26 protein-coding genes are annotated in these 26,657 nt (G+C 43.6%); 16 read left to right on the top strand and 10 right to left on the bottom strand.

The window, feature by feature from the left end:
• Positions 1–117: 117 nt before the first annotated feature.
• From U0033_RS10440 to U0033_RS10375, 14 genes are all read left to right on the top strand, one after another.
• The gene (locus U0033_RS10440; RefSeq protein ID WP_072356791.1) at positions 118–531 is read left to right on the top strand and encodes a BrxA/BrxB family bacilliredoxin; all 414 of its coding nucleotides are present in this window, start codon (positions 118–120) and stop codon (positions 529–531) included.
• A 190-nt stretch (positions 532–721) separates the two neighbouring features.
• The gene (locus tag U0033_RS10435; RefSeq protein WP_072356792.1) at positions 722–2,020 is read left to right on the top strand and encodes a prolipoprotein diacylglyceryl transferase; all 1,299 of its coding nucleotides are present in this window, start codon (positions 722–724) and stop codon (positions 2,018–2,020) included.
• A gap of 2 nt (positions 2,021–2,022) precedes the next feature.
• On the top strand, positions 2,023–2,451 hold the full coding sequence (locus tag U0033_RS10430) for a hemerythrin domain-containing protein (RefSeq protein WP_072356793.1): 429 nt from the start codon (positions 2,023–2,025) through the stop codon (positions 2,449–2,451).
• A 293-nt stretch (positions 2,452–2,744) separates the two neighbouring features.
• Positions 2,745–5,192 (top strand): outer membrane beta-barrel family protein, encoded by a 2,448-nt coding sequence (locus tag U0033_RS10425; RefSeq protein ID WP_072356794.1) that lies wholly within the window; start codon positions 2,745–2,747, stop codon positions 5,190–5,192.
• Positions 5,193–5,365: 173 nt separating this feature from the next.
• The gene (locus U0033_RS10420; RefSeq protein ID WP_072356795.1) at positions 5,366–5,935 is read left to right on the top strand and encodes an RNA polymerase sigma factor; all 570 of its coding nucleotides are present in this window, start codon (positions 5,366–5,368) and stop codon (positions 5,933–5,935) included.
• The gene (locus tag U0033_RS10415) at positions 5,935–6,486 is read left to right on the top strand and encodes a hypothetical protein (protein WP_072356796.1); all 552 of its coding nucleotides are present in this window, start codon (positions 5,935–5,937) and stop codon (positions 6,484–6,486) included. Before U0033_RS10420 ends, U0033_RS10415 begins: the two co-directional genes overlap by 1 nt.
• Positions 6,470–7,555, top strand: coding sequence for a hypothetical protein (locus tag U0033_RS10410; protein ID WP_143150578.1), 1,086 nt, complete (start codon positions 6,470–6,472; stop codon positions 7,553–7,555). The genes U0033_RS10415 and U0033_RS10410 overlap by 17 nt, the downstream gene beginning before the upstream one ends.
• Positions 7,556–7,591: 36 nt before the next feature.
• Positions 7,592–8,308: a head GIN domain-containing protein gene (locus tag U0033_RS10405; RefSeq protein ID WP_072356798.1), complete on the top strand. Its 717-nt coding sequence runs from the start codon at positions 7,592–7,594 to the stop codon at positions 8,306–8,308.
• 170 nt (positions 8,309–8,478) lie between these two features.
• On the top strand, positions 8,479–8,970 hold the full coding sequence (locus U0033_RS10400) for a YajQ family cyclic di-GMP-binding protein (RefSeq protein ID WP_072356799.1): 492 nt from the start codon (positions 8,479–8,481) through the stop codon (positions 8,968–8,970).
• Positions 8,971–9,130: 160 nt separating this feature from the next.
• Positions 9,131–9,382 carry a type B 50S ribosomal protein L31 gene (locus U0033_RS10395; protein WP_072357075.1) on the top strand — a complete coding sequence of 84 codons (252 nt, stop codon included), beginning with the start codon at positions 9,131–9,133 and terminating at the stop codon, positions 9,380–9,382.
• A gap of 72 nt (positions 9,383–9,454) precedes the next feature.
• Positions 9,455–10,759, top strand: coding sequence for a putative sugar nucleotidyl transferase (locus U0033_RS10390; protein ID WP_072356800.1), 1,305 nt, complete (start codon positions 9,455–9,457; stop codon positions 10,757–10,759).
• A 31-nt stretch (positions 10,760–10,790) separates the two neighbouring features.
• Entirely contained in the window at positions 10,791–11,552 is a 762-nt protein-coding gene (gene tpiA / locus U0033_RS10385; RefSeq protein WP_072356801.1) for a triose-phosphate isomerase, read from the top strand.
• A 215-nt stretch (positions 11,553–11,767) separates the two neighbouring features.
• Positions 11,768–12,379, top strand: a complete 612-nt coding sequence (locus U0033_RS10380) for a 2'-5' RNA ligase family protein (RefSeq protein WP_072356802.1) — start codon at positions 11,768–11,770, stop codon at positions 12,377–12,379.
• 183 nt (positions 12,380–12,562) lie between these two features.
• Positions 12,563–12,838: an acylphosphatase gene (locus tag U0033_RS10375; RefSeq protein WP_072356803.1), complete on the top strand. Its 276-nt coding sequence runs from the start codon at positions 12,563–12,565 to the stop codon at positions 12,836–12,838.
• Positions 12,839–13,036: 198 nt separating this feature from the next.
• On the opposite strand, the gene U0033_RS10370 is transcribed toward U0033_RS10375, so the two are convergent.
• The 3 genes from U0033_RS10370 to U0033_RS10360 form a co-directional block, all read right to left on the bottom strand.
• On the bottom strand, positions 13,037–14,170 hold the full coding sequence (locus U0033_RS10370) for a C1 family peptidase (protein ID WP_072356804.1): 1,134 nt from the start codon (positions 14,168–14,170) through the stop codon (positions 13,037–13,039).
• Between the two features lie 388 nt (positions 14,171–14,558).
• The gene (locus U0033_RS10365; protein WP_072356805.1) at positions 14,559–16,520 is read right to left on the bottom strand and encodes a M56 family metallopeptidase; all 1,962 of its coding nucleotides are present in this window, start codon (positions 16,518–16,520) and stop codon (positions 14,559–14,561) included.
• Between the two features lie 11 nt (positions 16,521–16,531).
• Entirely contained in the window at positions 16,532–16,924 is a 393-nt protein-coding gene (locus U0033_RS10360; RefSeq protein ID WP_072356806.1) for a BlaI/MecI/CopY family transcriptional regulator, read from the bottom strand.
• Positions 16,925–17,053: 129 nt separating this feature from the next.
• On the opposite strand from U0033_RS10360, the gene U0033_RS10355 reads away from it, so the two are divergent.
• A complete protein-coding gene (locus U0033_RS10355; protein WP_177318521.1) occupies positions 17,054–17,197 on the top strand; it encodes a hypothetical protein in 144 nt (47 codons plus the stop codon).
• A 3-nt stretch (positions 17,198–17,200) separates the two neighbouring features.
• Here the strand turns inward: U0033_RS10355 and U0033_RS10350 are convergent, their stop codons facing one another.
• From U0033_RS10350 to U0033_RS10335, 4 genes are all read right to left on the bottom strand, one after another.
• Complete coding sequence (locus U0033_RS10350) at positions 17,201–17,836, bottom strand: hypothetical protein (RefSeq protein WP_072356807.1); 636 nt, start codon at positions 17,834–17,836, stop codon at positions 17,201–17,203.
• A 99-nt stretch (positions 17,837–17,935) separates the two neighbouring features.
• A complete protein-coding gene (locus U0033_RS10345; protein ID WP_072356808.1) occupies positions 17,936–18,814 on the bottom strand; it encodes a DUF4249 domain-containing protein in 879 nt (292 codons plus the stop codon).
• A 5-nt stretch (positions 18,815–18,819) separates the two neighbouring features.
• The gene (locus tag U0033_RS10340; protein WP_072356809.1) at positions 18,820–21,198 is read right to left on the bottom strand and encodes a TonB-dependent receptor; all 2,379 of its coding nucleotides are present in this window, start codon (positions 21,196–21,198) and stop codon (positions 18,820–18,822) included.
• Positions 21,199–21,343: 145 nt separating this feature from the next.
• Positions 21,344–21,559 (bottom strand): hypothetical protein, encoded by a 216-nt coding sequence (locus U0033_RS10335; RefSeq protein ID WP_072356810.1) that lies wholly within the window; start codon positions 21,557–21,559, stop codon positions 21,344–21,346.
• A 94-nt stretch (positions 21,560–21,653) separates the two neighbouring features.
• Between U0033_RS10335 and U0033_RS10330 the strand changes: the two genes are divergently transcribed.
• The gene (locus U0033_RS10330) at positions 21,654–22,652 is read left to right on the top strand and encodes a helix-turn-helix transcriptional regulator (RefSeq protein WP_072356811.1); all 999 of its coding nucleotides are present in this window, start codon (positions 21,654–21,656) and stop codon (positions 22,650–22,652) included.
• Between the two features lie 118 nt (positions 22,653–22,770).
• Here U0033_RS10330 and U0033_RS10325 read toward each other — a convergent pair whose 3' ends face one another.
• From U0033_RS10325 to U0033_RS10315, 3 genes are all read right to left on the bottom strand, one after another.
• Positions 22,771–23,400: an NAD(P)-dependent oxidoreductase gene (locus tag U0033_RS10325; RefSeq protein WP_072356812.1), complete on the bottom strand. Its 630-nt coding sequence runs from the start codon at positions 23,398–23,400 to the stop codon at positions 22,771–22,773.
• A 56-nt stretch (positions 23,401–23,456) separates the two neighbouring features.
• Positions 23,457–23,870: an RrF2 family transcriptional regulator gene (locus U0033_RS10320; protein ID WP_072356813.1), complete on the bottom strand. Its 414-nt coding sequence runs from the start codon at positions 23,868–23,870 to the stop codon at positions 23,457–23,459.
• A gap of 480 nt (positions 23,871–24,350) precedes the next feature.
• Positions 24,351–26,564, bottom strand: coding sequence for a sodium-translocating pyrophosphatase (locus U0033_RS10315; protein WP_072356814.1), 2,214 nt, complete (start codon positions 26,562–26,564; stop codon positions 24,351–24,353).
• Positions 26,565–26,657: the final 93 nt, after the last annotated feature.

Below are 26,657 nucleotides of genomic sequence, written 5' to 3'. Positions count from 1 at the left end.
AAAGTGTCTTGATTTGATAATTGCTTAAGTCAAAATGTCATATTCATTCAAGTTTTTCTATTTATCCGCTGATTGTTTAACTTTGTGGAAATTGACGAACAAAAAAATTATACTCATATGTATCCAGCAGCATTAGTAATGCCGATGAAGGCAGAGTTAACAGATAATGGTTTTGAAGAATTGCTGACACCTGATCAGGTAGATGAGACATTAAAGGGTGCTGGTACTACACTGGTGATGATCAACTCTGTATGTGGTTGTTCCGCTGGTAGTGCACGTCCGGGTGTGTTGATGGCTGTAGCGCACAGCGAAAAGAAGCCAGACAGACTGACTACAAGTTTTGCAGGTTTTGATACTGCTGCGATTCAGCAGATCCGTACTCACCTGCTGCCTTATCCTCCGTCTTCACCTGCTATCGCGTTGTTTAAAGATGGACAGTTGGTGCATTTCATTGAGCGTCACATGATTGAAGGTCGCCCTGCTCAGATGATTGCAGCGAACCTGGTAGACGCTTTTGAACAATATTGCTAAGATCGGCTTACGTAAGATGTAGAATGCCTGGCGCTAAATATATTTAATTTTTGTGTCAGGCATTTCACATTAAACGTAAATATGATTTGGAATTTGCGATTTTTACAGCTTACTTTGGTGGTTTGATTTTCCTTCCTGACTAATTCGGCTTTGTTCATAGGAAAACTCAGATCACCAATTTTTTTTGGCTATGTATCCTAATTTATTTTACGCATTCAAGGATCTGTTGGGTTTAGAACTTCCTTTTCTTAAACTGTTTCAGACCTTTGGTTTCTTTGTCGCTATTGCATTCCTTGCAGCCGCCTATACCCTGACCAGTGAATTGAAGAGGAGAGAGCGTCTTGGATTATTGAAAGCGGTTCCTGAAAAAATTACAAAAGGTAAACCTGTAAGTACCACTGACATCATTATTAATGGTGTAATTGGTTTTATCCTTGGTTTTAAAATAATAGGGATTGTGTCTGACTGGGAAAATGTATCCCAGGATCTGCAATCTTTCGTCATGTCTGCCAGAGGTAGTCTCGTTGGTGGTATCATCGTAGGTGCTGCGCTTGCGTACCTTAAATATAGGAGTGGACAGAAAAATAAGGCAGAAAAAGAAGTTACTGTTACAGAACTGGTGCACCCTTACCAGCGGGTACCTGATTTTACTGTGATGGCTGCTGTTGCTGGCCTGATCGGAGCAAAGGTTTTTCACAACCTGGAAAACTGGGGCGATTTTGTACAGGATCCCATCGGTTCCCTGCTTTCTTTCAGTGGTCTGACTTTCTATGGTGGTTTGATCGTGGCAAGCGTTGTGATCATCCGCTATGCACGTAAAAAGAATATCAATGTATTGCAACTGATAGACAGTGCTGCTCCTGGTTTGATGCTGGCTTATGGTATCGGCCGTATGGGCTGCCACTTCTCCGGCGATGGTGACTGGGGTATTTATAACAGCGCATATGTGACAGATGCTACCGGTCATGTAAACCAGGTAGATCCCTCCAAATTCCAGGAGGTACTCAAGGCGAATGAGCAATTCTTTGCCCGCCAGTACGGTGGACTGGAACATATTCCGCACGCAGCTTTTCCCAAACCTTCCGGTCTTAGCTTCCTGCCAGACTGGTTCTTTGCGTACGGCTATCCGCATAATGTTATTAATGAAGGAGTACTGATGCCCGGTTGTACCGGCAGGTATTGCAGTGTGTTGCCTATTTCTGTGTATCCAACTGCATTATATGAGATCATCGCCTGCCTGCTGTTGTTTGCATTACTATGGAGTATCCGCAAAAAGATAAAGGTACCGGGCATGGTCTTCGGTATTTACCTGGTGCTGAATGGTATCGAGCGATTTTTTATCGAGAAGATTAGAGTGAACACTAAATATGACATTTTCGGAATTCATCCTACCCAGGCTGAGATCATTTCTACACTCATGGTAATAGGCGGAGCTGTGCTGATCTGGTATTGCCGTAAACTTTATAATTCGGCTAAAACCATATCCTAAACATGCAACGTCATTCTACTTTAGTGCCTCTCTCGCAGGAGCACCAGCGCTTATTATTTGTATGTCGCTATCTTAAAAACGATGCTGCTCCCTATGAAGGCTTTCCACTTGAAACTGATGCGAAACTTGCGTATATCGTAAAAGTGTTTCAGGAAGTAATGGTGCCACACATTCAGAAAGAAGAATATCTTTTTGAATTGTGCCAGGGAAAAGATCCGGAAATTGATAGACTCCTGGAAGAACTACACCAGGAACACTCGTCTATCTCCCGCATGTACAGCGCCCTTACTGTAACGGAAGAGAAAGATATGATAGCTGCTTTGGATCTGCTGGCTCGTAGTCTTGAAGACCACATCCGCAAAGAAGAAAGAGTTTTCTTCGAGAAGGTACAGGAGGAATTGTCCGATGTACTGGATAGCATCAAATGGTAAAAACTGATATTATTTCATTATAAAACGCTTCTACTTCTAAGTAGAGGCGTTTTTTTTTGCAACCTTTTCCAACTTTTCCCGTCTTCTTTATAAGGTAATTAAACAAACCTCATTAAAACAAATTTTACCAATCATCCCTACCTGATGACCGTTTATGTAAAGTTATGTACTATGCAATACAAACTACCTACCTTTACACTGTAGTTGATTAACAAAGGAACTATATTAATAAAGGTTCTATATTATTTAACACATTTAAAAACAGAAACTTAGAAATCCTTAATCCGCCTTATATGAAGACAGTAGCTTTTATTTTATCAATCATGACCCTGGGTACTGCGACTTATGCCCAGACACCAGGTACGGGAAAAGTGTCCGGCCAGGTTGTTCAAACCGGGAATAAGCCGGTAGAGTTTGCAACTATTACCTTATTAAAAGCATCAGATTCCTCCCTTGTAAAAGGAGCGATTGCAGATGTAAATGGTAAATATGAAATTGAACCTGTAAAAGAAGGGAAGTACCTGGTAGCTGCCGCTTATGTAGGTATGACCAAAGCCTATAGTCAGCCATTCGAAATAAAAAACTCACCTGTAAAAGTGAATACGCTCTCTCTGAGCACTGATACACGCAACCTGAAAGCCGTAAACGTGACTGGTAAAAAGCCATTCGTAGAACAGCGCGTAGACAAGATGGTTGTAAATGTAGAAAACAGTGTGGTAGGAGCCGGCGCCAATGCCATGGAGGTATTGGAAAAATCACCAGGTATCACTATAGATAAAGATGATAACATCAGCCTGAAAGGTAAAAACGGGGTTGTTATCATGATTGATGGAAAACTCACCAACATGAGTTCCCAGGACGTTGCCGCGCTGCTGAAAAGTATGCCCAGTAGCAATATTGAGCAAATAGAACTGATCACCAATCCTTCCGCCAAATATGATGCAGCGGGCAACGCCGGGATCATCAACATCAAACTGAAAAAGAACAATACTGTAGGTACCAATGGAAGTATTACCCTGGGTGGTGGTTACGGCGCAACGCCTAAGTATAATGGTAGCCTGAACCTGAACCACCGTAATGCGAAGTATAATGTGTTTGGTTCTTATAACTACAGCCACCGTCAGAACAACCAGACCTTATTATTATATCGCAGCTATCCTGCAGAAGGTAAGGTGAATGTGTTTGATAACAGGAACACTCACAACCAGACTTCTGACTACAATGGAGCCAAAGTAGGCGTGGATTATTTTATCAATAAAAACCACACGATCGGAGTAATGGTCGATGCCGGGTTGAGAAATTATTCTATGCCATCCAATTCCGTTACCATGATTGGTAGTGGTGGTATGGTAGACTCCACACTGCGCACTGATTCAAAGAATCCCGGTGACTGGAACCGGATGGCCTATAACCTGAATTATAAAGGTATACTGGATACGGCCGGCAAGGAACTGAGCATTGATGTGGACTATGCCCGTAACCATGACAGCAAACGATTGAATACATTCTCAAACGTGTATGATGCCAGCGGGAAAGAATTTTCACACGGCGATACTACCCGTAACATGCAGCCTTCTACAATCGAAATCAAAACATTCAAAGCTGACTATGTCAATCCTTTGAAACACGAGGCTAAACTGGAAGCAGGACTGAAATTCAGCTTTGTGAAATCCGATAACGATGCACGTTTTGACTCATTACGTCTCAACAACTGGGTGTATGATTATAACCGTTCCAACCATTTTATTTATAAGGAAAATGTGAACGCTGGTTATATCAATTTCTCCAAACAGTTTAAGAAGTGGTCAGTGCAGGCTGGTCTGCGTGGTGAGTTGTCACACATTGAAGGGAACTCTGTAACCATTTCTAAAGTGACAGATACGACCTACTTCAACCTGTTTCCAAGTGTGTTTATGAGTTACAACGTAGCGAAGGATCATCAGCTGGGCATATCCTACAGTCGTCGTATACAGCGTCCTGATTATGAAGATCTGAACCCTTTCGAGTTCTACCTGGACAGATATACCAAGATTGCCGGAAACCCATACCTGAAGCCTTCTTACAGTAATAATTTCGAACTAAGCCATACTTTCAAACAGTTCCTGACCACTTCAGTCGCATATGCACATGCATCCAATAAAATGACACAGGTAGCAGAGTCAGAAAAAGATCCGGCCACCGGCGATACATCCATCCTTCGCTACAGGTACCTGAACATTGCAAAGTCTGACAACTTCACCTTTAGTATTTCGATGCCGTTCCCGATCACGAAGTGGTGGAACAGCTATACTTACCTCCAGGGGCTGTATGCGAAGTATTCTACCGTGGTAGACAATAACCTGGTCAATGTGGAATCCGGTGGTTTCATGGGCCGTACCCAACACACTTTCACACTGCCTTACGGTATTACAGCAGAAGCTACTTTCTTCTATCTCTCTTCCCAGATTGCAGATGAAGGTTTAATGAGAATGAAGCCTATGTATGGACTTGATTGTGGATTGTCTAAATCTATCCTGCATAAGAAAGGTAGTCTGAAGCTGACAGTAAACGACGTATTCAATCAACAGCGCTTCCGCGGAACATTCACCAATGCTGGTCGCTTTATGTCAGTCGATTCCAAATGGGAGTCAAGACAGGTTCGCGTGGCTTTCAATTACCGCTTTGGTAACATGAATATAAAGGCTGCACGTAATCACAAGACCGGCCTGGAAGACGAACAAAACCGTGTGAAGAGCAATTAACACCGGCCTGTTTTTTAGGTAAATATAAGGATGGATAGGACGTAGCCCCTTGGTTACGTCCTTTTTTTAAGCCTTAATCGTTTGATTTTTAATTATTTGACTGCTTTTGGTTTGAATTTCCCCAAAAAAGTTTCATCAGCGGTGCAACCTTTTTTAAAAATATTGTCTTTATTATGCAAGCATCAGCCAACAACTTGAATCAGACTATAATAACAGATCACCTGGTAGCCCAGTGCAAAAAGGGAGAGGTTCGCGCGTTCCGCGAGCTGTACAATGCTTATTCAGAAGCAATGTACAACATCTGTCTGCGTATGACTGGTAATGTGGCTGATGCTGAAGACACACTGCAGGAAGCTTTTATGCAGATTTTCCGGAACATTGACCGCCTTGAAAACGCGGGTAGTGTAACGGCCTGGATCAAGCGGATCGTGGTAAACCACTGTCTGAGCCACCTGCGCAGGAAGAAAGTGTATTTCGAAGAAGTGGACAATATAGAAGTCGCAGAAGAGAAAGGAGGATTGGACGAAGATAGTTTTGCCTGGACAGTTTCCGCTATCAGGGATGCTATACAGGGTTTACCGCATGGTTACCGTACTGTGCTGAACCTTTACATCTTTGAAGAGTACTCCCATAAGGAGATAGCTGCCATGCTGGATATAACCGAGTCTACTGTGAAAACGCAATACATGCGTGCAAAAGATAAAGTGCGGCAGATCATTAAACAAAAAAATGCAATACGCTGATGCCAGAACAGAGTTTTGAGGATTTTATCAGGCAACACCGTTCAGATTTTGAGCAGCCCGGACCCAGGCCCGCTTTGTGGGATAAACTTGAGAAGGAGCTGGTACCACAGAAAAAAGGAAAAGTGTTGCAAATGTTGGGGCGCAATTGGCTCAAAGTAGCAGTAGTACTGGTACTCGTGGTGAATACTATTGTCATCTTCCAGTTCCTGCAAACGAAGAAACAACAGCAGGTAGCAACAGTTTCGCCAGAGATGCAGGAGGCCGGTATGTACTATACTTCCCAGATAGAAAAGCGCCTGTCTGAAATCAAAGCCTATCCAACAGCCGTGCTGGGCCTGGATAGTGCTGCCCGTAAGGAACTGGAACTACGCAATGATACCTATAAGGTATTGGAAACGGAACTGATTCAGAACCCGGGGAATGAACGAATTAAAGCAGCTATGGTCCGCTATTATCAGTTGAAGCTGGACCTTCTTGATAAAATACTTGATGAGTTGAGAGAGAAACAGCCCGTTAAGCCAAAGCAGTCAAATTATGAAAGAGAACTTTAAAATACTACTACTACTGTTATTGCCAGTTATGGCATTTGGGAAAAAAGGGGACAGTGAATTCAAACGAGTGATAGCGAAAGAATATGCGAATGGCAGTAATTCGGTATTGGCTATATCTAATAAATATGGCAAGATCATTATTCATACCTGGAAGCAGGGCAATGTGAAGGCGATCATCACCATCACCGGTTTTGGTAAGAATCCTTCAGAGGCGCAGAACTCTGCGAACATGGTAGACATTGAAGAGAGCAATGCGAACGGAGAGATCTCCCTGCAAACAAGTTATCATCCGCTGGGAACAGGTAAGCTGTTTAACTGGGGAGCTAAAAGAGATAGCAAGGACTATGTGAATATTGATTATGAAGTTTACGTGCCTGAGAACCTGCGTAAGCTGGAGCTGGATAATAATTTCGGAGATGTGTTTACAGATGTACTGAGTTTTCCTGCTACGATGGGTTTAAACTATTGTACCTACGATATTAAGGAAGTGCAAAAGTCGTTAACGCTGAATATGAATTATTGCGATAAGGGCCGTATTGGCAAAGCAGATGCACTTACTGTCCGGGCTAATTATTCTAACCTGAAATGTGATAATATCGGCTCCCTCAATACAAGGTCGAACTATTCCGAATATGAACTGGGTACAGTGAGCGCGCTGGATTCAAAGTCGAATTATGATGATTATAAAGTTGTAAAGGCGGGCACCCTGAACATAGGATGTAATTATTCGGATTTTTCAATCGGTGAATTAATGGGAGAACTCAATGCAAAGCTGGTGTATGGAGATCTGAAAGTGAAGAGCTTTGGGAATAATTTCAAAGGTGGGTCGATCACGCTTACTTATGCAGATATCAAATTGCAGGGAATGCCTGCCCGTATTCCTTTGCAGTTCAGGATTACGCTGAACAATGGTGATGTGCGCAATAATGGCCTGGCGATGAAGAGTGAAAGCTCTGTGAAGAAAGCTTCCAGGGTTAGCTATAATGCGATTACCTCCACAGGTAGTGAACAATCGCCTACACTGGAAATAAACGGTGTATACAGTGATGTTTCATTCGGATCAAACTAATTCCATCCCCTTATAAACTTTTAAATAACACAATTTATGAAAACGACAGCTATTGCATTCCTCATGCTCATGTTAGCCAGTGTAAATGTATTTGCACAAAAAGATCGTATAACCGGCAGCGGAACTATTAAAAAAGAATCAAGATCTGCCTCTGCCTTCAAAAGCATTGCAGCTTCTGGTAGTTTCAATGTATATATCACACCTGGTTCAGGTACGAACATTGAAATAGAGGCGGATGATAATTTACTGCCTTATATCGTAACAGATATAGAAAACGGCGAGTTGCAACTGCATGTAAAAAAAGGTTACGATATTAAGCCTACACAAAAGATCACTGTAAATGTTAGCATGGCAGAAATAAAGGAGCTGGCAGCAAGCGGTTCTGGTGGCTTTTATAGTAAGGGAACGCTGAAAGGGGATAAGGTAGAACTGGGGATTAGCGGTAGTGTGATCATTGATATGGAACTGAATGCAGAAAAGCTGGAGATAGGTGTATCTGGTTCTACCAAGATAGCATTGAGAGGGAATGTGACAAAGGTTGAATATGGTATATCAGGATCTGCGAGTGTAGATGCACTGGCCCTGAAATCTGAGAATGTTGAGGTAGGTGTGTCTGGTAGTGGTGACCTGGCAGTGAATGCAGAGAAGAAACTGGACATCAGCGTGTCTGGTGGTGCGAAAATTCGTTACAAAGGTAATCCTTCCATTAACCAGTCATCTTCAGGCTCCTCAAAGGTGACGAAGATAGACTAATAGAAAAAGAGAGTTGTTGGTCGCTTGTAGATTCAAGTGACACTGTTCCCTGCCTAGGAAGGGAATTACCCCGGAAAACGTTCCGGGGTTTTTCTTTTTATATGCTACAATGGTCGCTATTTCCTAATTCATATTTATATTTGCCTTCTGTCACAAAAAATTATTCAATTATGCCATCCTTTGATATTGTTAGCAAAGTGGATACACAGACACTTGACAATGCGATAAATACGGTAAATAAGGAAATCACCAACAGGTACGATTTCAAAGGTTCTCATGTCAATATTGAACTCAATAAGAAAGATCTGAGTCTGGTTATTGAAGTAGAGAGCGAAATGAAACTGGACCAGGTGATTGATGTATTGCTCAATCGGACGATCAAGCAGGGTCTGGATGCAAATATTTATGACCTGACTAAAGCCCATTACCAGAGTGGTAAAGTGGTAAAAAAAGATATTACCGTACGCAACGGCATCAAGCAGGAAGATTCCAAGAAGATCGTGAAGATGATTAAGGATTCCGGCTCAAAGGTACAGGCGGCTATTATGGACGACATCGTACGCGTGACTGGTAAGAAGAGAGATGATCTTCAGGAGGTTATACAATTACTGAGAACGGGCAATCTGAACATTCCGCTTCAGTATGTGAATATGAAAGATTAAAATAATTCAGTCTAAAAGTCTGGAAATTTAAAATAAATAATTACCTTTGCAGCCTGTATTATAAATATTGGTATGAAACCTGGCATTAGCGTTCATCGATTGTAGAAGAATGAATATGCGAAGGTTGCATCTGGTAAAAAAAAAGAAAACTAAAATTCTGATGAAACAGGGAATCCATCCGGAAAATTACAGGTTTGTAATATTCAAAGATATGTCTAATGGACATACTTTCTTGAGCAAGTCTACAGCTCCTACTAAAGAAACTATCAAGTGGGAAGATGGTAACGAATATCCAGTGATCAAGCTTGAAATTTCCAATACTTCACATCCTTTCTACACTGGAAAGAACGTGCTGGTGGATACAGCAGGTCGTATCGACAAGTTCAACAAACGCTACGGTAAGAAAGCCTAGTACAGGCCTGTCAAATAATTTAATGGAGATCCCATCGATTTTTTCGATGGGATTTTCTATTTTTATCCCCTTATGGAGCGGCGTTATATTCTTTTTGACACTCCTGCACGCGATTTGTTGTACCCTTTCACTCATACCCGGCCGGTGGCGGCCATCCGTGTAGGGATACTTACCATAAGAGAAAAATGGGAGCGGTGGCTTAATGCCAGCGCCAGCTTTCTGACCCTTCCTTACTTGCAGGAAAAATTCCCCCTTCAGGTTATTAATGCAGAGGATCAATGTGTGTTGATCAATGGGCATGTATTGCCGGATAGGCAGTTGGTAGCGGCGGTTCAGGCATTAAGAACGGGGCAGGAGTTGTATAGGGAGGGGATGTTGGTGGCGAAGGTGGTGGTAGCGGGGAGTATGAGATTGGAGGGGCGTGGTTTGTTGGAGGCGGGTGGTGCCGGTTCTTTGGGTGTGGATTCATTACTGGCTGGCGATTCTGATCTGTTTGCTGGTGATTCCGGGCATCCTGGTGGGGATTCATCAGCCTTGACGGTTCATCATTCTGCTGCTGTTGAGCATCTGAACTATCAGGAATCAGTACAGCAGCTGACGTATCCATGGGATATTTTTCGATTAAATGATAGTGCTTTGCGGCAGGACTTTTCCCTGCTTACGGAAGGCCGTATTTCTGCCCCGATACCCGGATCTAACCAGGTGAGTGGTGCGGAAAATATCTTCCTGGAGCCGGGTGCTGTGGTAGAACACAGTATACTGAACGGAAAGACGGGGCCTATTTATATTGCAAAAGGAGCTGAAGTAATGGAAGGGTGTCTCATCAGAGGTCCGCTGGCTCTTTGTGAGGGGGCAGTACTGAAGATGGGTACTAAGATATATGGTGCGACCACGCTGGGACCTGGTAGTGTAGGGGGAGGAGAGATCAAGAACGTAGTGATGCTGGGCTATTCCAACAAAGGCCATGATGGCTACCTGGGAGATGCTGTGCTGGGTGAGTGGTGTAACCTGGGAGGGAATACCACTAATTCCAACCTGAAGAACAACGCCGGTACAGTGCGGGTTTGGGTCGAGGCAAAGAATGAGGCGATCCCTGCCGGCACCAAGTGTGGGCTGATCATGGGCGATTATAGCCGGAGTGGTATCGGTACAATGTTTAATACGGGCACTGTAATTGGCGTTTCGTGTAATATCTTTGGAAGCGAATTCCCGCCTAAGTTCGTGCCTTCCTTTTCATGGGGTGGGGTACAGCCTGAACCTTACAGGGAAATGGAGGCTTTGCGGGATGCGCGACAGTGGATGCGGTTTAAAGGACAGGAACTGGGAGATGTGGAAGAGCGGCTGCTGAAAGCTGTATATACAAAAGTGAAATCTTAGATTCAATATATCATTAACAATAGCGATAAATATGAGAAAAAAAATCGTTGCAGGAAACTGGAAAATGAACCTGACCCTCGCGCAGGGTGAGCAACTGATCAATGACGTACTGGCTGCAGGTCTGCATTTAAAGGAAGGACAGGAAGTAGTATTTGCGACTCCTTTCCCTTATCTGGTGAAAGCAAAAGCGTTAATAAAGAACAATCCTGGTTTCTTCCTGGCATCACAGAACAGTGCGTCAGAAAAATCTGGTGCTTATACTGGTGAGGTATCAGCTGAAATGCTGCAGTCTGTAGGCGTAGACTACGTAATCCTGGGTCACTCTGAAAGAAGAGAATACTTCCAGGAAAGCAACGCGGTACTGGCTAAAAAGATTGACCTGGCCCTGGCGAATGGTTTAAAACCACTTTTCTGTTGCGGTGAGCCACTGGAAGTGAGAAAATCTGAAACCCAGAATGAATATGTTGCAAAACAACTGGAAGAAAGCCTGTATCATCTGACAGTTGAGCAGCTGAAGAATGTTGTGATCGCTTATGAGCCAATCTGGGCGATCGGTACTGGTCTGACTGCAAGCGCAGCACAGGCGCAGGACATGCACGCCTTTATCAGAGCACAGATCGCTGCTAAATATGGCCGCGAAGCTGCATTGAACATCTCTATCCTGTATGGTGGTAGCGCGAAACCAGGTAATGCTGTTGAGCTGTTCTCCTGCCCTGACGTAGATGGTGGTCTGATCGGCGGTGCATCCCTGGTAGCTGCTGATTTCGTAGCAATCGTTAAAGCACTGGCATAAGCCAATACATAGTTTAATTTACTCCGGTATGGTAGCCATTTATATGGCTGCTGTATCGGTTTTTTTATGGAGGTGCTTGCTATCGTTTTTAGTATTAAAAGAAAATAATTAGCAAAAATTGCTAAATAAATTAGCAATTCTAAAATAAAGACTCTATATTTGTAATGTCAATATTCAAATAACCAATACACTTTAAGTTCAAAACTTATTTGGTTATGATTACAAATAATAACGTCATTCCTGAACAGGAATTATTGTATGACTACTTATTGGTAGTTGATCCCGGTACTCATATCAACAATGATGTAATGGCTTTAAAGCGGATGATCGCCCAGGAGCTGGGTATGGGCAATACCCAATTCTCACAGGCTAACATCAGTCTTTTCCGCTCTGTATTTCCAGTGCGTTTTGAGGATGATTTTGTCAGCCTTTTAGATACTATTGCCGGCAGACAATCAGGGTTCACCTTATATACTTCCCGTTTTGATCACTTCGAACAGCAGGAGGATAAGCGCACGATCTTTATCAATGTAGCGAATCCTAAGCCGATAGTAGAATTGCACAAAAGGATTCTGCAGGAATTCGATATCAAATCTTCTCCATATAAACCGCATATCACGATTGCCAGGGGGATAAACACCCGTGAGTTTGATCTGGTATATGATCATTTTTACAACCAGGTATTTGTGCGCAGTTTTCAGTGCAAGAGTTTTACATTATTGCGGAAACCAGCGGCAGGCGGGCAATACGAGACGGTGAAGGAGTTCTTCTTTGGAGATGAAGCATTGCGTGGGCATGAGCATACGTTGTTTAATTATGCAGCGTAGTGATGCATGAGGTTGGAGTAGAAATGGAGGCATTTGTTGCAAAAGAAAGCGGCTGTCAGCTACTCCCAAACTGCTATTCGTCAGGTCCTGCCGGCACCTGGCAGATTAATTTTAAATTCCCCCTGACTGTTCGTAGATTTAATATGTTCACAACACATATTTTACAACAGTAACAGCACAACAATGCAAAAGATACACAAAGTCATTATTGTAAAAGGCAAGGTGCAGGGTGTCTTCTTCAGAACTAATACCAAGCGGACCGCAGATGGGCTTGATATCAAAGGACAGGTTAAAAACTTACCCGATGGTAGTGTCTGGATTGCCGCAGAAGGGGAGGAGGCGCCAATGGAAGCGTTCATCGCCTGGTGTCGTCAGGGACCGCCACTAGCCAAGGTAACAGGTATTACAATCGAACCGGGGCAGGTACAGGACTTCAGAACCTTCGAAGTCTCGCACTAATAGCCATTCAATCACTATATAAATAAAGATATTGCCTTTTGCAACCCATGCCAGCAAATAAAAAGCCGCTCCAGCCTTAGGACTGGAGCGGCTTTTTATTTGGATATGTATGGCAATTACTGTATCGGATGCAATGAATACCTTTTGTGATGTAAACTAAAATCCTGCATTGTATCTAAGCCAATAACTGCCTTATTCTTATTTCAAGCCCAGTTTACTCAGCGTTCCTTTATCCAGCACAGCTCTTGGCACCACCATCGTAATCGTATTCATCGCAAAATAAGGAAGAGACACATGCATATACCCCTCAAAAGGCCCCGCCTTCGGACCCCATGAATTCTTCACAATAAAAAACTCCTTACCACCTGCTGTCTTACCTAAGCCTGTAATCTGCATCAGGTGATCATCTTCTGTTATCAGCTCCTCATACAAACGTTGTCTGTCAGCCGCAGTCGCCACCTTCTCACTCAGATCCGGATTGAAAGGAACTTTCTTTAACAGTGAATCTTCAGTCGGATATAAACCATATCCCTTACCCGTCAGCCATCCTCTATTACTCATATCCGTATCCCACAGCACTGTATATCCCTTCGTTACAGCCGTTTTGGCTACACTCACCATCTCATCCAGCGGCAGGTTGTAATAAGCCCCATTAGACACATTATCAGGAACCTGCACAATAAAAGGTGCATAGTAAGCATGATCTGTAAATGAAGTCAGGTTCACATAATCATCAGGTGAAAACTTCACCACTTCCTTTGCAAAAGTCAGGGCCGTATAGTTTTTTCCATTGTATGTAAAGGAAGCCGGAACCGCACCCAGGTACTTATCCAGAATACTGCTTACGCGCTCAGTCCAGTTGTCAGGCAATGGTCTCTTTACCTTCAGCAAACTATCCAGGAAGCCCTTCATCTCTTCTACCATCGGACCATGATCATGTCGCGTACGTCCGTCTTTCAGACCACTATACACGTTCTCAGGTACCAGGCCATAGGTTGCTGCAGCATGAATGAAGTCATGTGCCAGACCGCCTTCGTCAAAGCGGGTAAAGCCCTGGCGGTGAATATAGTTCTTCGCCTTCTCCATGTAAATGTTGCGCACAACGTACATTTCTGAAAGATCCAGTGAAGGGAGACCTTTTCTCAGACATTCAGATTCCACCACCGAAGTCGAGGAGAAACACCAGCAGGTACCAGTTTGTCCCTGATCCTTGACAGGTGTGGCGGCATTATTTTTAAGAACAGTAAAGTCCTGAATCGGTTTAATATTTTCCTGTGCTACAGCTCCTGTAGCCAGTAACATCATCAGTATACCCTGAAAAATCTTCTTCATCCTGTGGTTAGTTTATGACATAAAGATAAGGGGGAACTATGAAATAAAAACGCTACTGCCGTAGGAACGGCAGTAGCGCGGTATAAATGACAGGCTTTGGCGGAAAGCCCCAAAATGATCTTGGTATTTTTAAAAGCAAGCGGGGTTAACCAGGATACTAAACCAGGGTATTAAGAGTCAAACAGAACTATTAGTAAGCCAGGTGGAACATTTAGTAGCCAGGGGAAATATCTAATAACCAATGGGAACACTTATCTTATAATTTGAAAAATTCTTCTTCTTTTATTTAAAGAAGAAGAATTTTTCAAATAGTAGCCTCCAGGCTCTTGGTAAACCAACCGAAACCCTTAGTAGTCAGGCAGAATACCTAATAAGCCATGCAAGGTGCTTACTCTTCTACACTGATAGTCAGATTATCCTCTTTCCCAAGAATAGATAACTTCTTTGCTGCTTTCAGATACGTTTTATACTTATCAGCCACCTCTGAAGATTGCTTTACATCATTGATATAAAGATTCCCATCTTTTTTCTCGATCTTATAACCCTTATCAGCATCAATCAGTTTATCAGCAGCCATTTTATCAATCATCTCCCTGTACTGACCATCTGCTTTGGCATGCGCCATATCTTCGTGCATTTTCTTTTCCGCAATGCGCTGTTTTTGCATTTCAGCTTTCGCACTGGCCATTGCTACCTGCATTTGCTTTTTAGATTCCTGCATGGCCTTAGCTGCTTCCTGACGGCCTTTTTCCATCGCATCCTTAAATTCCTGGCTGTTCATGGCCGCTCTTGCAGATGCTATACCCATCTTGGCAGCAGGAATTGCTACATCCCTGATCGCTGCCCTGGCAGCATCCATGCCCATACGAATACTTTCCTGGATATTGTTCGTGTCTATATTTACATTGACATTATGATTAACCTTAGTATTCATCTTCACATCTTTCAAACTCTCTTTCACTTCTTTATTGATCGCATTCCAGTCTATCTCTTTCATTGCATTTTCAACATCGCTATTGATCTGGTTCCAGTCCACATTCTTCATTGCATTGGCAACATCCCTGTTAATCTGATCCCAGTCTACATTTTTCATCGCCGCAGAGATATCGTTATTCACGTCTTCCCAGTTCACATTCGCCATTGCTTCGGCTGTTGCTGCCTGTGCATCGGCAGCAAGGGCTTCATGGTCAAGTTTGTCCTGGTCCTGTTCTTCTCTGTGGGTATTTGCTTTAGGCTTTGTTGTATCCACCATGTATGCCCTGGAGATCTTTGTCAGTACTGCAGGTGCAGGCGTTTTCTTAACTGCTTTTTTTGTTCTTGCCTGTATTGGATTCAACCATGCTATGGTGATAAGACCAAGGGCGATAATCAATACAGCCAACAGTTTTTGAGTATAATTAATGTTCTTTGTTTTCATTTCCATGATGCGTTTAATGCGGTGAAATAGATGTTGTTTATTATCTGCCGCTGCCATGGCAAGTGCATTAACTGTTAACCGGTATTCTTCTAATGCTACAAGCGCTTTGGCATATTGCAGGGGTTGCACCTGACTTGCAATAACAAGGTCATCGCAACAGTGTTCCCTTTCCAGCCGGATATTTTTAGTGATCCACCAGATGAAAGGATTAAAAAACAGGATTGTTTCAACAATAGATTGGAAGATATTGAGTAGATAATCATTGCGTTTGATGTGTGCCAGCTCATGCAGGAGAATGGCTTCCAGCTGTTCGGCAGTCAGGTTGTTGAACATGGCTACAGGCAGCAGGATCAAAGGTTTTAGAAAACCTATCATGACTGGCACCTGAACGTGTGTGGAGATCAGCAACTGCACCTTCCGGGGAATCCTTAATTGCGCCGCCAGCCGCTCCAGGTGCTTTTCCCATACCGTATCTATCGGCAGCACCTGTTTGTTACGGATCTCTTTTAGTTGTACCAGATCCATTACCAGTTTGATACTCATGACAGCTACTCCCGTTACATAAAGAGCGAACAACAGCGGGAACCACATTTCCAGTTGCGGAATGAAGTGTTTGATGGTGTTCTCACTATGATAAATAGCGGGCATCTCAAGGTGCCTTTGCCGCACACCCGTTTCAATCATGACCCAGGTAGCCTGCCGCACACGTATTGCAGCATTCACCTGTTGCCAGAGTGTAATACAAAACCAGGCAAAGATGCCGGTCAGTGACAGGTACGACAGGTTATATTTGATCCTGGCACTCATGTGCGACCACACATACAGTACGATCCGCAAACAGGCGAAGATCAGGAAGCCCTGCCACAGGGAATGTAAAAGCGCCCATCCAAAAGCCTGGATCAGAATTGTAGGGAGAACAAATTGTGCTGTCATAGAAATTGAGTTTACCTTTTTTGCTGGTCTTCTATATCATTCAGGTACTGCCTGATCTTGTCCAGTTCTTCTTTCGAAGAAGTATGATGACCAAGGGCCTGCATGACTAACTGAGAAGCAGAACCATTAAATACGGTATCAATCATTTTGTTCAGTAATTGCTGCTGGGTATTTTCCTGTGAAATCGCAGCAGTATATACGTGCGTTTTGCTGCTGGCATCCCTTTCTAAGTAGCCTTTTTCATGCATTATCTGCATCAGCTTCAGGGTGGTAGTATACCCGGCATCCTTACTTTTTGACAGCTCATCATGCACATCCCTTACCGTAGCGGCACCTTTCTCCCACAGGATTCTCAGAATCTCCAGTTCACTTTCCGTCGGTTTATTATTTTTTGCTGTACTCATTTATTTTCAATGATTATTGATCTACGAATATCTTCGTAAGTAAATGTACGATACTTTTCGTAATTGCAAAATTTATTTTCAAATATTCAAGTGGGAGAGCCTGTAATGCTATATAAAACAATTGTTTAGATGAATAAAAAAGGCCCCTTCCATAAGAAAGGGGCCATACCCGTGGCTAATTGGAAAATGGGTAATCACTTTAAAACAGGCATGCCATCCTTCGGCCACCCATTACAACAAGACAGAACAGATAGCAATGCCTGGCACAAGTAATTTTTAAAACTTACCGGCTTTAATTCCAAAATGGAAAGAAGCCATGCTCAGATCTCCGTTAGAAATATTTGGCGTATTAGAACCCTGTACAAAGCGATAAGTCGCTCCCAGGTCCAGCCTCAGATAACTGGTTACATTTAATTCTATATTGGCAAATGGTTCTGCCACAAACAACCCGCTCCTGTCATACGTGTGGTACTTATATTCGTTGTCATCCAGGTTGAATGTTTCTTTATTCCTTCTTGCTACGGCACCGCCACCTACCAGTGCACCTGCTGTCCAGTGAATCAGCTGATCAGTATTGTGGGTATATTCTACCGCAAGGCCGGTGTACCAGAAGTTCAGATACTGTTTTAATCCCGGGGTCGCACTTGGTGCATACGTAGAAGTGATATTATTTACCAGAGAATAAGCTCCGGCACCAAACATCCACTTCTTGTTGATGAATATCCCACCATAACCTCCGGTCATAACAGCGAAATTACCACCGATCGATGTTAAATTGGCCGCAGGCACTCCATACGCACCAAATTTTGTGGAACCAGATTTTTTTGAAAATAAGGTTTCAGTTTGGGCAGTCTGAGCCCAGGCCTGCTGTACTGATATCAGTACCAGCAGCGCCAACAGCGCTTTTTTCATAAAAATTAAGTTTAAAGAAAAGTGAGAGAGAAGAAAGGAGAGCGGGCAGTAAGGTGTGTTGAATTGGCCTTACCAGCCCTCTCCCTTATCAAAGAAAAATTAATTCGTAGTTATTGTAGCTGAACTTACTGCGGAGGTTCCAAACCATCCCAGTAGTTTGCCTTTGCTGCCACCATCGGTGACATTCTTCAGGTTAGTGCCTACATTGGCCAGTACAGTTGCAAACAGGCCACCTGCACGCATTTGTGTTTGAACAGATGTTACCCAAAAATAGCTTGGATAAGTCAATGAACGTAGTTTCACAATTGCCAGCTCTCCCTTCAGGAAAGGATGGTCATAGTCATTTACACTCTCACCTACAAACTGTGGGAATTCCTGTCCATCAGATAAACCTTCGGAGAATCCTCCATCAATTACGTAGTTATCTTCCAGGAGATTGCCTTTGGTCATGCTATTTCTGTAAGATCTGATCCAGGTATAATCTGTCTGACCCGCCATATCTGTAGCATAGAACCTTGCATAATAGCCATCCTTGCTGGCACCATCATCACCTTTCTTTTTATACTTATAGTCGATTTTGTTAATCGTTGCTACCGGCTTAATGGTGTCAGTCGCTTCGTATACATTGGAATCGTATTCTACACGCAGGCGATAAGTATGGTTAAGGTGTCCTATCTGACCACTGGCAGGATCACATTTATAAACTGAATCAGTAAATACAAATGGATATATATCACCGCTCGTTTCATCATACAGGGTGATAATGGCATTACTGATAATTGGTGTTGCACCTGACTGTGTATATGATACAGACTTTGTAAACCTGATATACTGCGCACCTGGTTCATTGGTGATCCATGCATCCAGTACAGGATGAGAAGTACCTTCAGGAACATTCAGGTCAATTACATCTGTGCAGGCACTAAACCCTGTAATGAGCGCTGCTAATATGGAGAGTCGGAAAAATTTCTTCTTCATGACGATTAAAATTTAAAGTTGTAAGTAATACCCGGGATGACAGAACCGATGATAGAAAGGCGAACGGCTTCTCTCTTGGTCTTGTCATCTTTATTCTGCTGGAAGTAGATGCTATAAGCATTGCGGCGGGCGTACAGATTGTACAGTGAGAATACCCATTCACCTTTCCAGCGGCGCTGTTGCTTTCCTTTCAGCGTCAGTGATACATCCAGACGATGGAAGGCTGGCATGCGGTAAGTATTACGTTTGTCAGTACTGTTGTATGGAATATCCCAGTCCTGGTACTCCAGGCGGCTATCAGCATACGTAGTTGGTGTACCGGTAGCGTATACCCAGTTAGCAGAGAAGGAAGTACGTTTGTTGATTTCATGTGTTACTACTACGTTCACATTGTGTGTGCGGTCGTAGCGGTTCAGGAACCATTCGTTCTGATTAATGCCTTCTGTTTTGCGTTCAGATTTTGAAAGGGTATAGCTTACCCAGCCAGTGGTTCTGCCGATTTCTTTTTTCGCCATCAGTTCCATACCATAAGAGCGGCTTTTGCTTGGCAGCAGGTCTGCTTCTATGTACTGGTTCAGCTGAAGGTTCGCGTTGTCAATGTAATCCAGCTGGTGAGCCATGTTTTTGTAGAACACTTCAGCAGAGATTTCATACTTACCATTTGACGCATCGTATGCATAACCCAATGTGTACTGATCAGCAACCTGTGGTTGTACGTTGTTGGTACTTGGTGTCCAGATATCGAGTGGTGTAGGAGAGGCGGTATTGGACAACTGGTGCATGTACTGCGTAGTACGGCTGTAAGACGCTTTCACAGCATTGTTGTCATTAATACCATAGCGAACGTTAATTCTTGGTTCCAGGTAGCGGTAGGCCTTAATCACGTCATTGGAGCCATAGGTCTTGCTGCCTGTGAGTGTTTTACGTACACCTGGTGTGGTGTCGTTGTAGAAATAAGCTGTACTGTTGCCCAGGAAATCGTATTGAGATAAGCGGAGACCGTATTGTACACCAAATTTCTTACTCGGTTTCCATTCATGATCAATGTAAACTGCTGCTTCCAGGCCATGTTGCTGTGTCAGGTTCTTGACGTTGGTGTTTGCACCATCCTGGCTTACACCCTTACCCGGCTTGAATGTGTAGTAGGTTCCCTGTACCCCGAAGTGCACGCTGTTCCTTGCATTCAAATAGTAGGTAAAACCTGGTTTCACACCGTAGTTGATGATATTGGAAGTCCAGTTATAAGCCTGGTAATTATCACTTTCATTTTTTGTAGAACCATTGTTAAATTCAAGACTGTAATCATAGTTACTATAAAAAGTAGTCAGGTTCATAAACAGCCTGTTGTTAAACACGTGATTCCATCTTACGGTAGCCGTTTTATTCCCCCAGTTCATATTCACATCTGTACCAAAACCGAATACGTCTCTTCCGAGGTAACCGCTCACGAAGAGGGTATTGCTTTTATTCAGTTTGAAGTTTGCCTTTGCAGTAATATCATAGAAGTTCAGTTTGGTGTCCTTCATATCTCCGTTCAGGAATGGCTTCATGAGGATGTCGATATAAGAACGGCGGGCTGCTATGATAAAGGAAGATTGATCCTTTACGATAGGGGCCTCGATAGAGAGACGGCTGAATACATTACTGATACCGCCGTTTACAGCCAGATTCTGGTTGTTCCCGTCCTTCATTCGTATATCAAGTACAGAAGATGTACGACCGCCGTATTCTGCCGGAAATCCACCTTTAATGAGGTTTACGCTTTTTACCGCATCCGGGTTAAATACTGAGAAGAACCCGAGCATGTGGGTAGAATTATATACCGGTGCTTCGTCCAGAAGAATCAGGTTTTCATCTGCTGCGCCACCACGTACGTTGAAGCCGCTGGCCCCTTCACCTACGGTTTGTACACCGGGCAGGGTCTGGATCGAGCGCAGTACGTCTACTTCACCCATAAAGGTGGGCATCTTTTTCATCTGGGCAATGTCCAGACGGTTAATGCTGGTATTCAATGTGTTGACTGCCTTCTCTTGTTTATCGCCGATTACAGTTACGGTATTCAGCTGATTGCTGGACTTATCGAGTTTGATGTCCAGGTTCTGGTTTCCTTTCAGGGAAATATGTGTCTTAATCGGTGCATAGCCTATATAAGAGAACTGAATGTCATGCTCGCCGGCAGGCAGTGTTAGGGAATAAAAGCCATATTCATTGGTAACAGTACCAAGTCCTGTTCCTGCTTTGGAAACGGAGATACCGATCAGGCTTTCACCGTTTTGCTGGTCTTTTACATATCCGCTTAATGTAAACCGTTGCTGCGCATTTGTCTGTAGCGCCCAAAGCAATAGAATGCCAATGGACAGTAGCTTTACTAGCCTTGTCTTCATAAAAGGATTTGATAGTTATAAATTTTACAAATGTTGTAAGTGCGCTTGTTATAATTTAAACACGCTTAGTATCTATGACGAGTATATGACGTGGGATATTGGGGTTACCCCTATAGATTGGCAAAGAAATTTTTTAAAATATTCACTATTCGAGTATATCACATTGATAACCCATGCGTTGTAAAAGAAAAATAACCTGGGCTTCATTCACATGATTTTCCTGGCCAACAACCCTTAATACTTTATCGCAATCTTCAATATCTACAGTGCAGGCTTGAATTCGGAACTCCTGGTGGATGGCTGAAATAACTTTCAACTTATCCAGGTCTGTATCGATATTTGTCTTGAATATTCCGATCATGTAAATATAATATTTAGTTTTGTGCAAAGGTGATGCACACCGTCTGGTTAACTGTTACACGAAAAGGATTAAATTTTATATTTAACGGATTATTATGGGTGTCCAGATTAGGAATGATATAAATGAATTATTGCTCGAAGAGGAAATGGGGGACGACCTTCAGGAAAAATTCGTCTCTACCAAACTGGTAGAAGAGCGGCAGGAGATCAAATACCACTTTGGGGAGGCGGTGTTCCGGGAAACCTTTTTTGACGGATACCATATTTTCTCCGGCGATGCCTCTGTATACGAGAACCTTCATGTGAATGCCACAGAAGCTGTGCCTTCCGTTTCGCTGTTATTTATGGTACGCGGGCATTTCAATACCAATGTAGGTTATGACCGCCAGCGGGTGTTTGGTACCCTGGAACATAACCTGTTTTTCAACCCGATAGGAGTGGAGAATGCGCATATCATTAAGCAGGAAGGACTGGCAGTAGTGGGGATGAACTTCAGCAAAGAACGATTCCTGCAGCTGGCCGACAATAACGGCCGCATCCTGGATATGCTGGCAAATAATGTGGCAGGCAATAAACCGATTATCCTGAATAAAAAGACGAATCATCCTATTACTACCCGCATGCTGATGATTCTGGATGAGATCCGGAACTGTCAGTTCCAGGGAGGACATAAAAAACTATTTCTCCAATCTAAAGTAATAGAGTTGCTGGCCCTGCAATGTGAACAGCAGGAACAGGCGGATGATGCACGTGATAAAAAACACCTCTTATCAGTCACAGACAGGGAAAAGATCTTTCATGCAAGAGACCTGTTACTGGAACAAATGCAGGAACCACCATCCCTTACAGAGTTATCAAGAGCAGCAGGATTGAATGAATTTAAACTGAAGAACGGGTTCAGACAGGTGTTTGATAATACTGTGTTTGGATACCTGAATGATCATAAAATGGAGCAGGCGCGGCGATTATTGAATGCCGCTGCACAGTCAGTGACGGAGATAGCAGAGCAATTAGGGTTTTCCTCTGTGCAACACTTCAGTACTGCATTCAGAAAGAAATTCGGCGTCAGCCCGGTAAAGCTGCGACATTTATAAAACATTCATAAAAGAGGGAATTCACCAACGGTAGTGAAACCCATTTTCAGAAAAGCTGCGACATTTATAAAAAAAGAGGAGTGTCAATAAAATGATACTCCTCTTTTTTACAACCACCCTAGTAAGCAGCAGTAAACCTTGCCTTCACATGCTGGTTCTTCTCCACTTCATCAATCAGCGCTACCGCATAATCCTTATTTGAGATCTTGCTGTTACCTTCTGCATCAGTAACCAGGGTATCCTTACCCAAACGGAACTTACCGGTACGTTCTCCAGGGAAGATATAAGCCGCAGGGCTCATCACCGTCCAATCCAGGTCATTCTGTTCTCTCAGCCAGTAGAAACCTTCGCGGGCAGCAGTTGCACCACCTTTCCACTCTGCCGGGAATTCCGGTGTATCCAGTAATTGCTTACCCGGCGCTATTTCCAGGCTACCTGCGCCACTTACCACCAGCACACGCTTGATACCAGCTTTTCTTGCACCATTTGCCAGACCCTGGATCAGTTTCAGGTAAGTAGGGGTATCATGCGCATTGAAAGAGCTAATAATAGCCTCAGTGCCTGTTACCAATTCAGCAAGTTTGTCAGCATCAGCTACATCACCCTGCTTTACGGTCAGTTTAGGACTCGTAATAGTGATCTTCTCCGGATTACGCACGATAGCAGTTACTTCATGTCCTCTTTCCAGTGCTTCAGCTAATAATGCGCCGCCAATAAAGCCAGACGCGCCTACGATAGTTAATTTCATTGTATTACTATTTTTATTATTGTTATTAAAATTGTTACAGTTTGATACAAAAAAAATCAGGTCACAAACTGAGCGCTGAATTCCGCCAGTGTGGTATGCTTCAGTTTCTCATATACAGCCTGGTCGATGGTATCGAAAAGGCTTTCCAGCGCTCCATTGATCTCTCTGCCTACAGGGCAGGCAGGGTTGGGAAGGTTAGGAGAGAAGCCGAAGATGTGGTTTTCCTTTACTATCTGGAAAACATCGGACAAGTAGATATTGTTTGCTGGTTTGGTCAGGCGGCTACCCCCATTTTTCCCTTCCTTGCCTTCAACCAGGTCAGCCTCTTTCAGGGCTGCCAGTTCCTTACGCACCAGGGCGGGGTTCGTATTAAGTGAACCTGCAATGATATCACTCGACAGCCATTCTGACTCAGATAGGCTGAGCAGGCTGAGGATGTGAATTGATATTGCAAACTTACTTTTGACCATACTGTAATTAAAATGATTACAGTACAAAGATAGGAAGTTTTTCCAGTTCAGCAAATAAATTGATCATTCGGTCGTGTAACATTTTAATTAAGCCGCAGGGGATTAAAGTGATTTTGGGGAAAATAGATCATCCCGGCAGGTACTTAGGGCTGGTGATACCTTAATAATAGAGCCGAGCCGGGAATGATCCGCAGATAAGCCGTAGATATCCCGCCTCTTTAAAGATGCGGGTTATAGGCGGCTTATAGGCGGGATATAGGCGGGTTATCTGCGGGTTATCTCCCTTTTTGAACAGACCTTGTTCATCAAAGGGCTTCTTTTTCAGAAAATAGATAACAAACCGGTACACGACCGATAATTCATTAAAAACAGGTGAATAGCCAGTGCTTCGATAAGCTTTCTTCGACGCTGGTTCGAATGGTGTATAAATAAAAGAGCCCCGGCCATCCGGCCGGGGCTCTTTTAAAAAATCAAAAGATCTTATTTCTTAGCGATCACCTGCTCGGTTTTCACCTGTTGTTTTTTTACAGTTTCTACTTTTCCTGTATGATGGATATCTGCCAATGTAGGAGCGATCACCAAACTCACAATAGACATCAGCTTGATCAGGATGTTCATGGAAGGACCTGAAGTATCTTTAAACGGATCACCTACAGTATCACCGGTTACTGATGCTTTATGTGGTTCTGACTTTTTGTAATAAGTCTCACCATTGATCACCACACCTTTCTCAAAGCTTTTCTTCGCATTATCCCAGGCACCGCCTGCATTGTTCTGGAAGATCCCCATCAGTACACCACTTACAGTAGCACCGGCCAGGAAACCACCTAACACTTCCGGACCAAATACAAAACCAACTACGATAGGAGTGATCAGCGCAATCGCACCAGGCACCATCATTTTCTTAATAGAAGCCTGTGTTGAAATCGCTACACACTTATCATATTCAGGTTTGCCGGTTCCTTCCATAATACCAGGAATGGTCCTGAATTGTCTTCTTACTTCTTCCACCATGCTCATGGCCGCTTCGCCCACAGCCCTGATTGCCAGGGAGGAGAAGATAAACGGAATCATGGCACCAATGAACAGACCAGACAGCACATTCGCCTTATAAATATCAATACCATTGATCTTTGCCACACCTACGAATGCTGCAAACAGCGCGAGCGCTGTCAGTGCTGCAGATGCAATAGCGAAACCTTTACCCGTTGCGGCTGTTGTATTACCAACTGCATCCAGGATATCGGTTTTTTCTCTTACTTCTTTTGGCAGTTCACTCATTTCAGCAATACCACCTGCGTTATCAGCAATAGGGCCGAAGGCATCGATCGCCAGCTGCATCGCTGTAGTAGCCATCATACCGGCGGCAGCAATTGCCACACCATAGAGACCTGCACAGGCATAAGATCCGTAGATCCCAGCTGCCAGCACAATGATCGGCAGCATAGTAGACTCCATCCCTACTGCCAGACCACCAATCACGTTAGTAGCGTGGCCGGTTGAAGACTGACGGATAATAGAGAGTACCGGACGTTTGCCCATTGCGGTATAAAACTCAGTGATGATACTCATCAGCGTTCCCACAGCCAATCCCACGAAAATAGCACCTACTACACCACCTTGTGTGATCGCTTTGGTACCTTCACGTAAATCATTTGTTCCGGGTAAATAATCACGTTTCAGGTAGATTGAACCTTCTGGCAGGATCCAGTAAACCAGGGCTGCACTTGCGATAGCGGAGAGTACGATAGACCCCCAGTTACCCATGTTCAGCGCTTTTTGTACGGTACTGGTATTCAGACCTGCATTTTCAGAAATCCTTACAAATACGGTAGCGATCATGGAAAACACAATACCAAAACCTGCGATCATCATCGGCAGGAGGATCGGGCCAAGGCCACCAAATTTGTCGTTGGAGATGATTTCACTGCCCAGTACCATGGTTGCCAGTACTGTAGCTACATAAGATCCAAAGAGGTCTGCACCCATACCAGCTACGTCACCTACATTGTCTCCTACGTTATCCGCAATGGTAGCAGGGTTACGCGGATCATCTTCCGGGATGCCGGCTTCCACTTTACCTACCAGGTCAGCGCCTACATCCGCAGCTTTTGTATAGATACCACCACCCACACGTGCAAACAAAGCAATGCTTTCTGCACCCAGTGAGAAGCCGGTCAATACTTCGATGGTTTTGATCATCTCATTGGTGTTTGGAACTGCACCAAAGTAAGATTTCAGGATAATGAACAGTGTTCCGAGGCCTAATACAGCCAGACCGGCAACACCCATACCCATTACAGATCCACCGGTAAAAGAAACCTTGAGGGCTTGTGACAGACTGGTACGTGCAGCCTGAGCAGTACGTACATTTGCTTTCGTTGCGATTCTCATTCCAATGAAACCAGCGGTAGCGGAGAATACAGCTCCAATGATAAATGCAAGGGCAATTGTCCAGTCAGAGTTTTCATGAGAAGCTCCCATGATCCCCAAAAGGATAGCGGCAATAATGACAAAATAGGTTAGAATCTTGTATTCAGCCTTTAGGAAAGCCATTGCCCCTTCTGCTATGTAGCGGGCTATTTCTGTCATCCTTTCATTACCGGCATCCTGACGGGATACCCATGAACTGCGGACAGCAGTAAATAGCAGGGCAAGCAAGCCAAAACATGGAACAAGGTAAACGATATTCATATACGTGATTTTTTACAATTCTATAAATATAAACTTTATTCCATTACGAATTGTCTGATGAAAAATAGATATATAACTGATATGAAAAAGCCG

The sequence above is a fragment of the Chitinophaga sancti genome (assembly GCF_034424315.1).
GTDB lineage: Bacteria > Bacteroidota > Bacteroidia > Chitinophagales > Chitinophagaceae > Chitinophaga > Chitinophaga sancti.
This window is presented reverse-complemented; position numbering and strand designations above follow the sequence as displayed.

Excerpts from the sequence above, each read along its gene's own strand:
- tpiA (WP_072356801.1), top strand. The coding sequence starts at position 10,791 with ATGAGAAAAAAAATCGTTGCAGGAAACTGGAAAATGAACCTGACCCTC.
- U0033_RS10415 (WP_072356796.1), top strand. The coding sequence starts at position 5,935 with ATGCCAGAACAGAGTTTTGAGGATTTTATCAGGCAACACCGTTCAGAT.
- U0033_RS10330 (WP_072356811.1), top strand. The coding sequence starts at position 21,654 with ATGGGTGTCCAGATTAGGAATGATATAAATGAATTATTGCTCGAAGAG.
- U0033_RS10360 (WP_072356806.1), bottom strand. The coding sequence starts at position 16,924 with ATGAGTACAGCAAAAAATAATAAACCGACGGAAAGTGAACTGGAGATT.
- U0033_RS10430 (WP_072356793.1), top strand. The coding sequence starts at position 2,023 with ATGCAACGTCATTCTACTTTAGTGCCTCTCTCGCAGGAGCACCAGCGC.
- U0033_RS10315 (WP_072356814.1), bottom strand. The coding sequence starts at position 26,564 with ATGAATATCGTTTACCTTGTTCCATGTTTTGGCTTGCTTGCCCTGCTA.
- U0033_RS10365 (WP_072356805.1), bottom strand. The coding sequence starts at position 16,520 with ATGACAGCACAATTTGTTCTCCCTACAATTCTGATCCAGGCTTTTGGA.
- U0033_RS10395 (WP_072357075.1), top strand. The coding sequence starts at position 9,131 with ATGAAACAGGGAATCCATCCGGAAAATTACAGGTTTGTAATATTCAAA.
- U0033_RS10410 (WP_143150578.1), top strand. The coding sequence starts at position 6,470 with ATGAAAGAGAACTTTAAAATACTACTACTACTGTTATTGCCAGTTATG.
- U0033_RS10405 (WP_072356798.1), top strand. The coding sequence starts at position 7,592 with ATGAAAACGACAGCTATTGCATTCCTCATGCTCATGTTAGCCAGTGTA.
- U0033_RS10335 (WP_072356810.1), bottom strand. The coding sequence starts at position 21,559 with ATGATCGGAATATTCAAGACAAATATCGATACAGACCTGGATAAGTTG.
- U0033_RS10390 (WP_072356800.1), top strand. The coding sequence starts at position 9,455 with ATGGAGCGGCGTTATATTCTTTTTGACACTCCTGCACGCGATTTGTTG.
- U0033_RS10435 (WP_072356792.1), top strand. The coding sequence starts at position 722 with ATGTATCCTAATTTATTTTACGCATTCAAGGATCTGTTGGGTTTAGAA.
- U0033_RS10320 (WP_072356813.1), bottom strand. The coding sequence starts at position 23,870 with ATGGTCAAAAGTAAGTTTGCAATATCAATTCACATCCTCAGCCTGCTC.
- U0033_RS10425 (WP_072356794.1), top strand. The coding sequence starts at position 2,745 with ATGAAGACAGTAGCTTTTATTTTATCAATCATGACCCTGGGTACTGCG.
- U0033_RS10420 (WP_072356795.1), top strand. The coding sequence starts at position 5,366 with ATGCAAGCATCAGCCAACAACTTGAATCAGACTATAATAACAGATCAC.
- U0033_RS10345 (WP_072356808.1), bottom strand. The coding sequence starts at position 18,814 with ATGAAGAAGAAATTTTTCCGACTCTCCATATTAGCAGCGCTCATTACA.
- U0033_RS10325 (WP_072356812.1), bottom strand. The coding sequence starts at position 23,400 with ATGAAATTAACTATCGTAGGCGCGTCTGGCTTTATTGGCGGCGCATTA.
- U0033_RS10340 (WP_072356809.1), bottom strand. The coding sequence starts at position 21,198 with ATGAAGACAAGGCTAGTAAAGCTACTGTCCATTGGCATTCTATTGCTT.
- U0033_RS10355 (WP_177318521.1), top strand. The coding sequence starts at position 17,054 with ATGAATAAAAAAGGCCCCTTCCATAAGAAAGGGGCCATACCCGTGGCT.
- U0033_RS10440 (WP_072356791.1), top strand. The coding sequence starts at position 118 with ATGTATCCAGCAGCATTAGTAATGCCGATGAAGGCAGAGTTAACAGAT.
- U0033_RS10350 (WP_072356807.1), bottom strand. The coding sequence starts at position 17,836 with ATGAAAAAAGCGCTGTTGGCGCTGCTGGTACTGATATCAGTACAGCAG.
- U0033_RS10375 (WP_072356803.1), top strand. The coding sequence starts at position 12,563 with ATGCAAAAGATACACAAAGTCATTATTGTAAAAGGCAAGGTGCAGGGT.
- U0033_RS10400 (WP_072356799.1), top strand. The coding sequence starts at position 8,479 with ATGCCATCCTTTGATATTGTTAGCAAAGTGGATACACAGACACTTGAC.
- U0033_RS10370 (WP_072356804.1), bottom strand. The coding sequence starts at position 14,170 with ATGAAGAAGATTTTTCAGGGTATACTGATGATGTTACTGGCTACAGGA.
- U0033_RS10380 (WP_072356802.1), top strand. The coding sequence starts at position 11,768 with ATGATTACAAATAATAACGTCATTCCTGAACAGGAATTATTGTATGAC.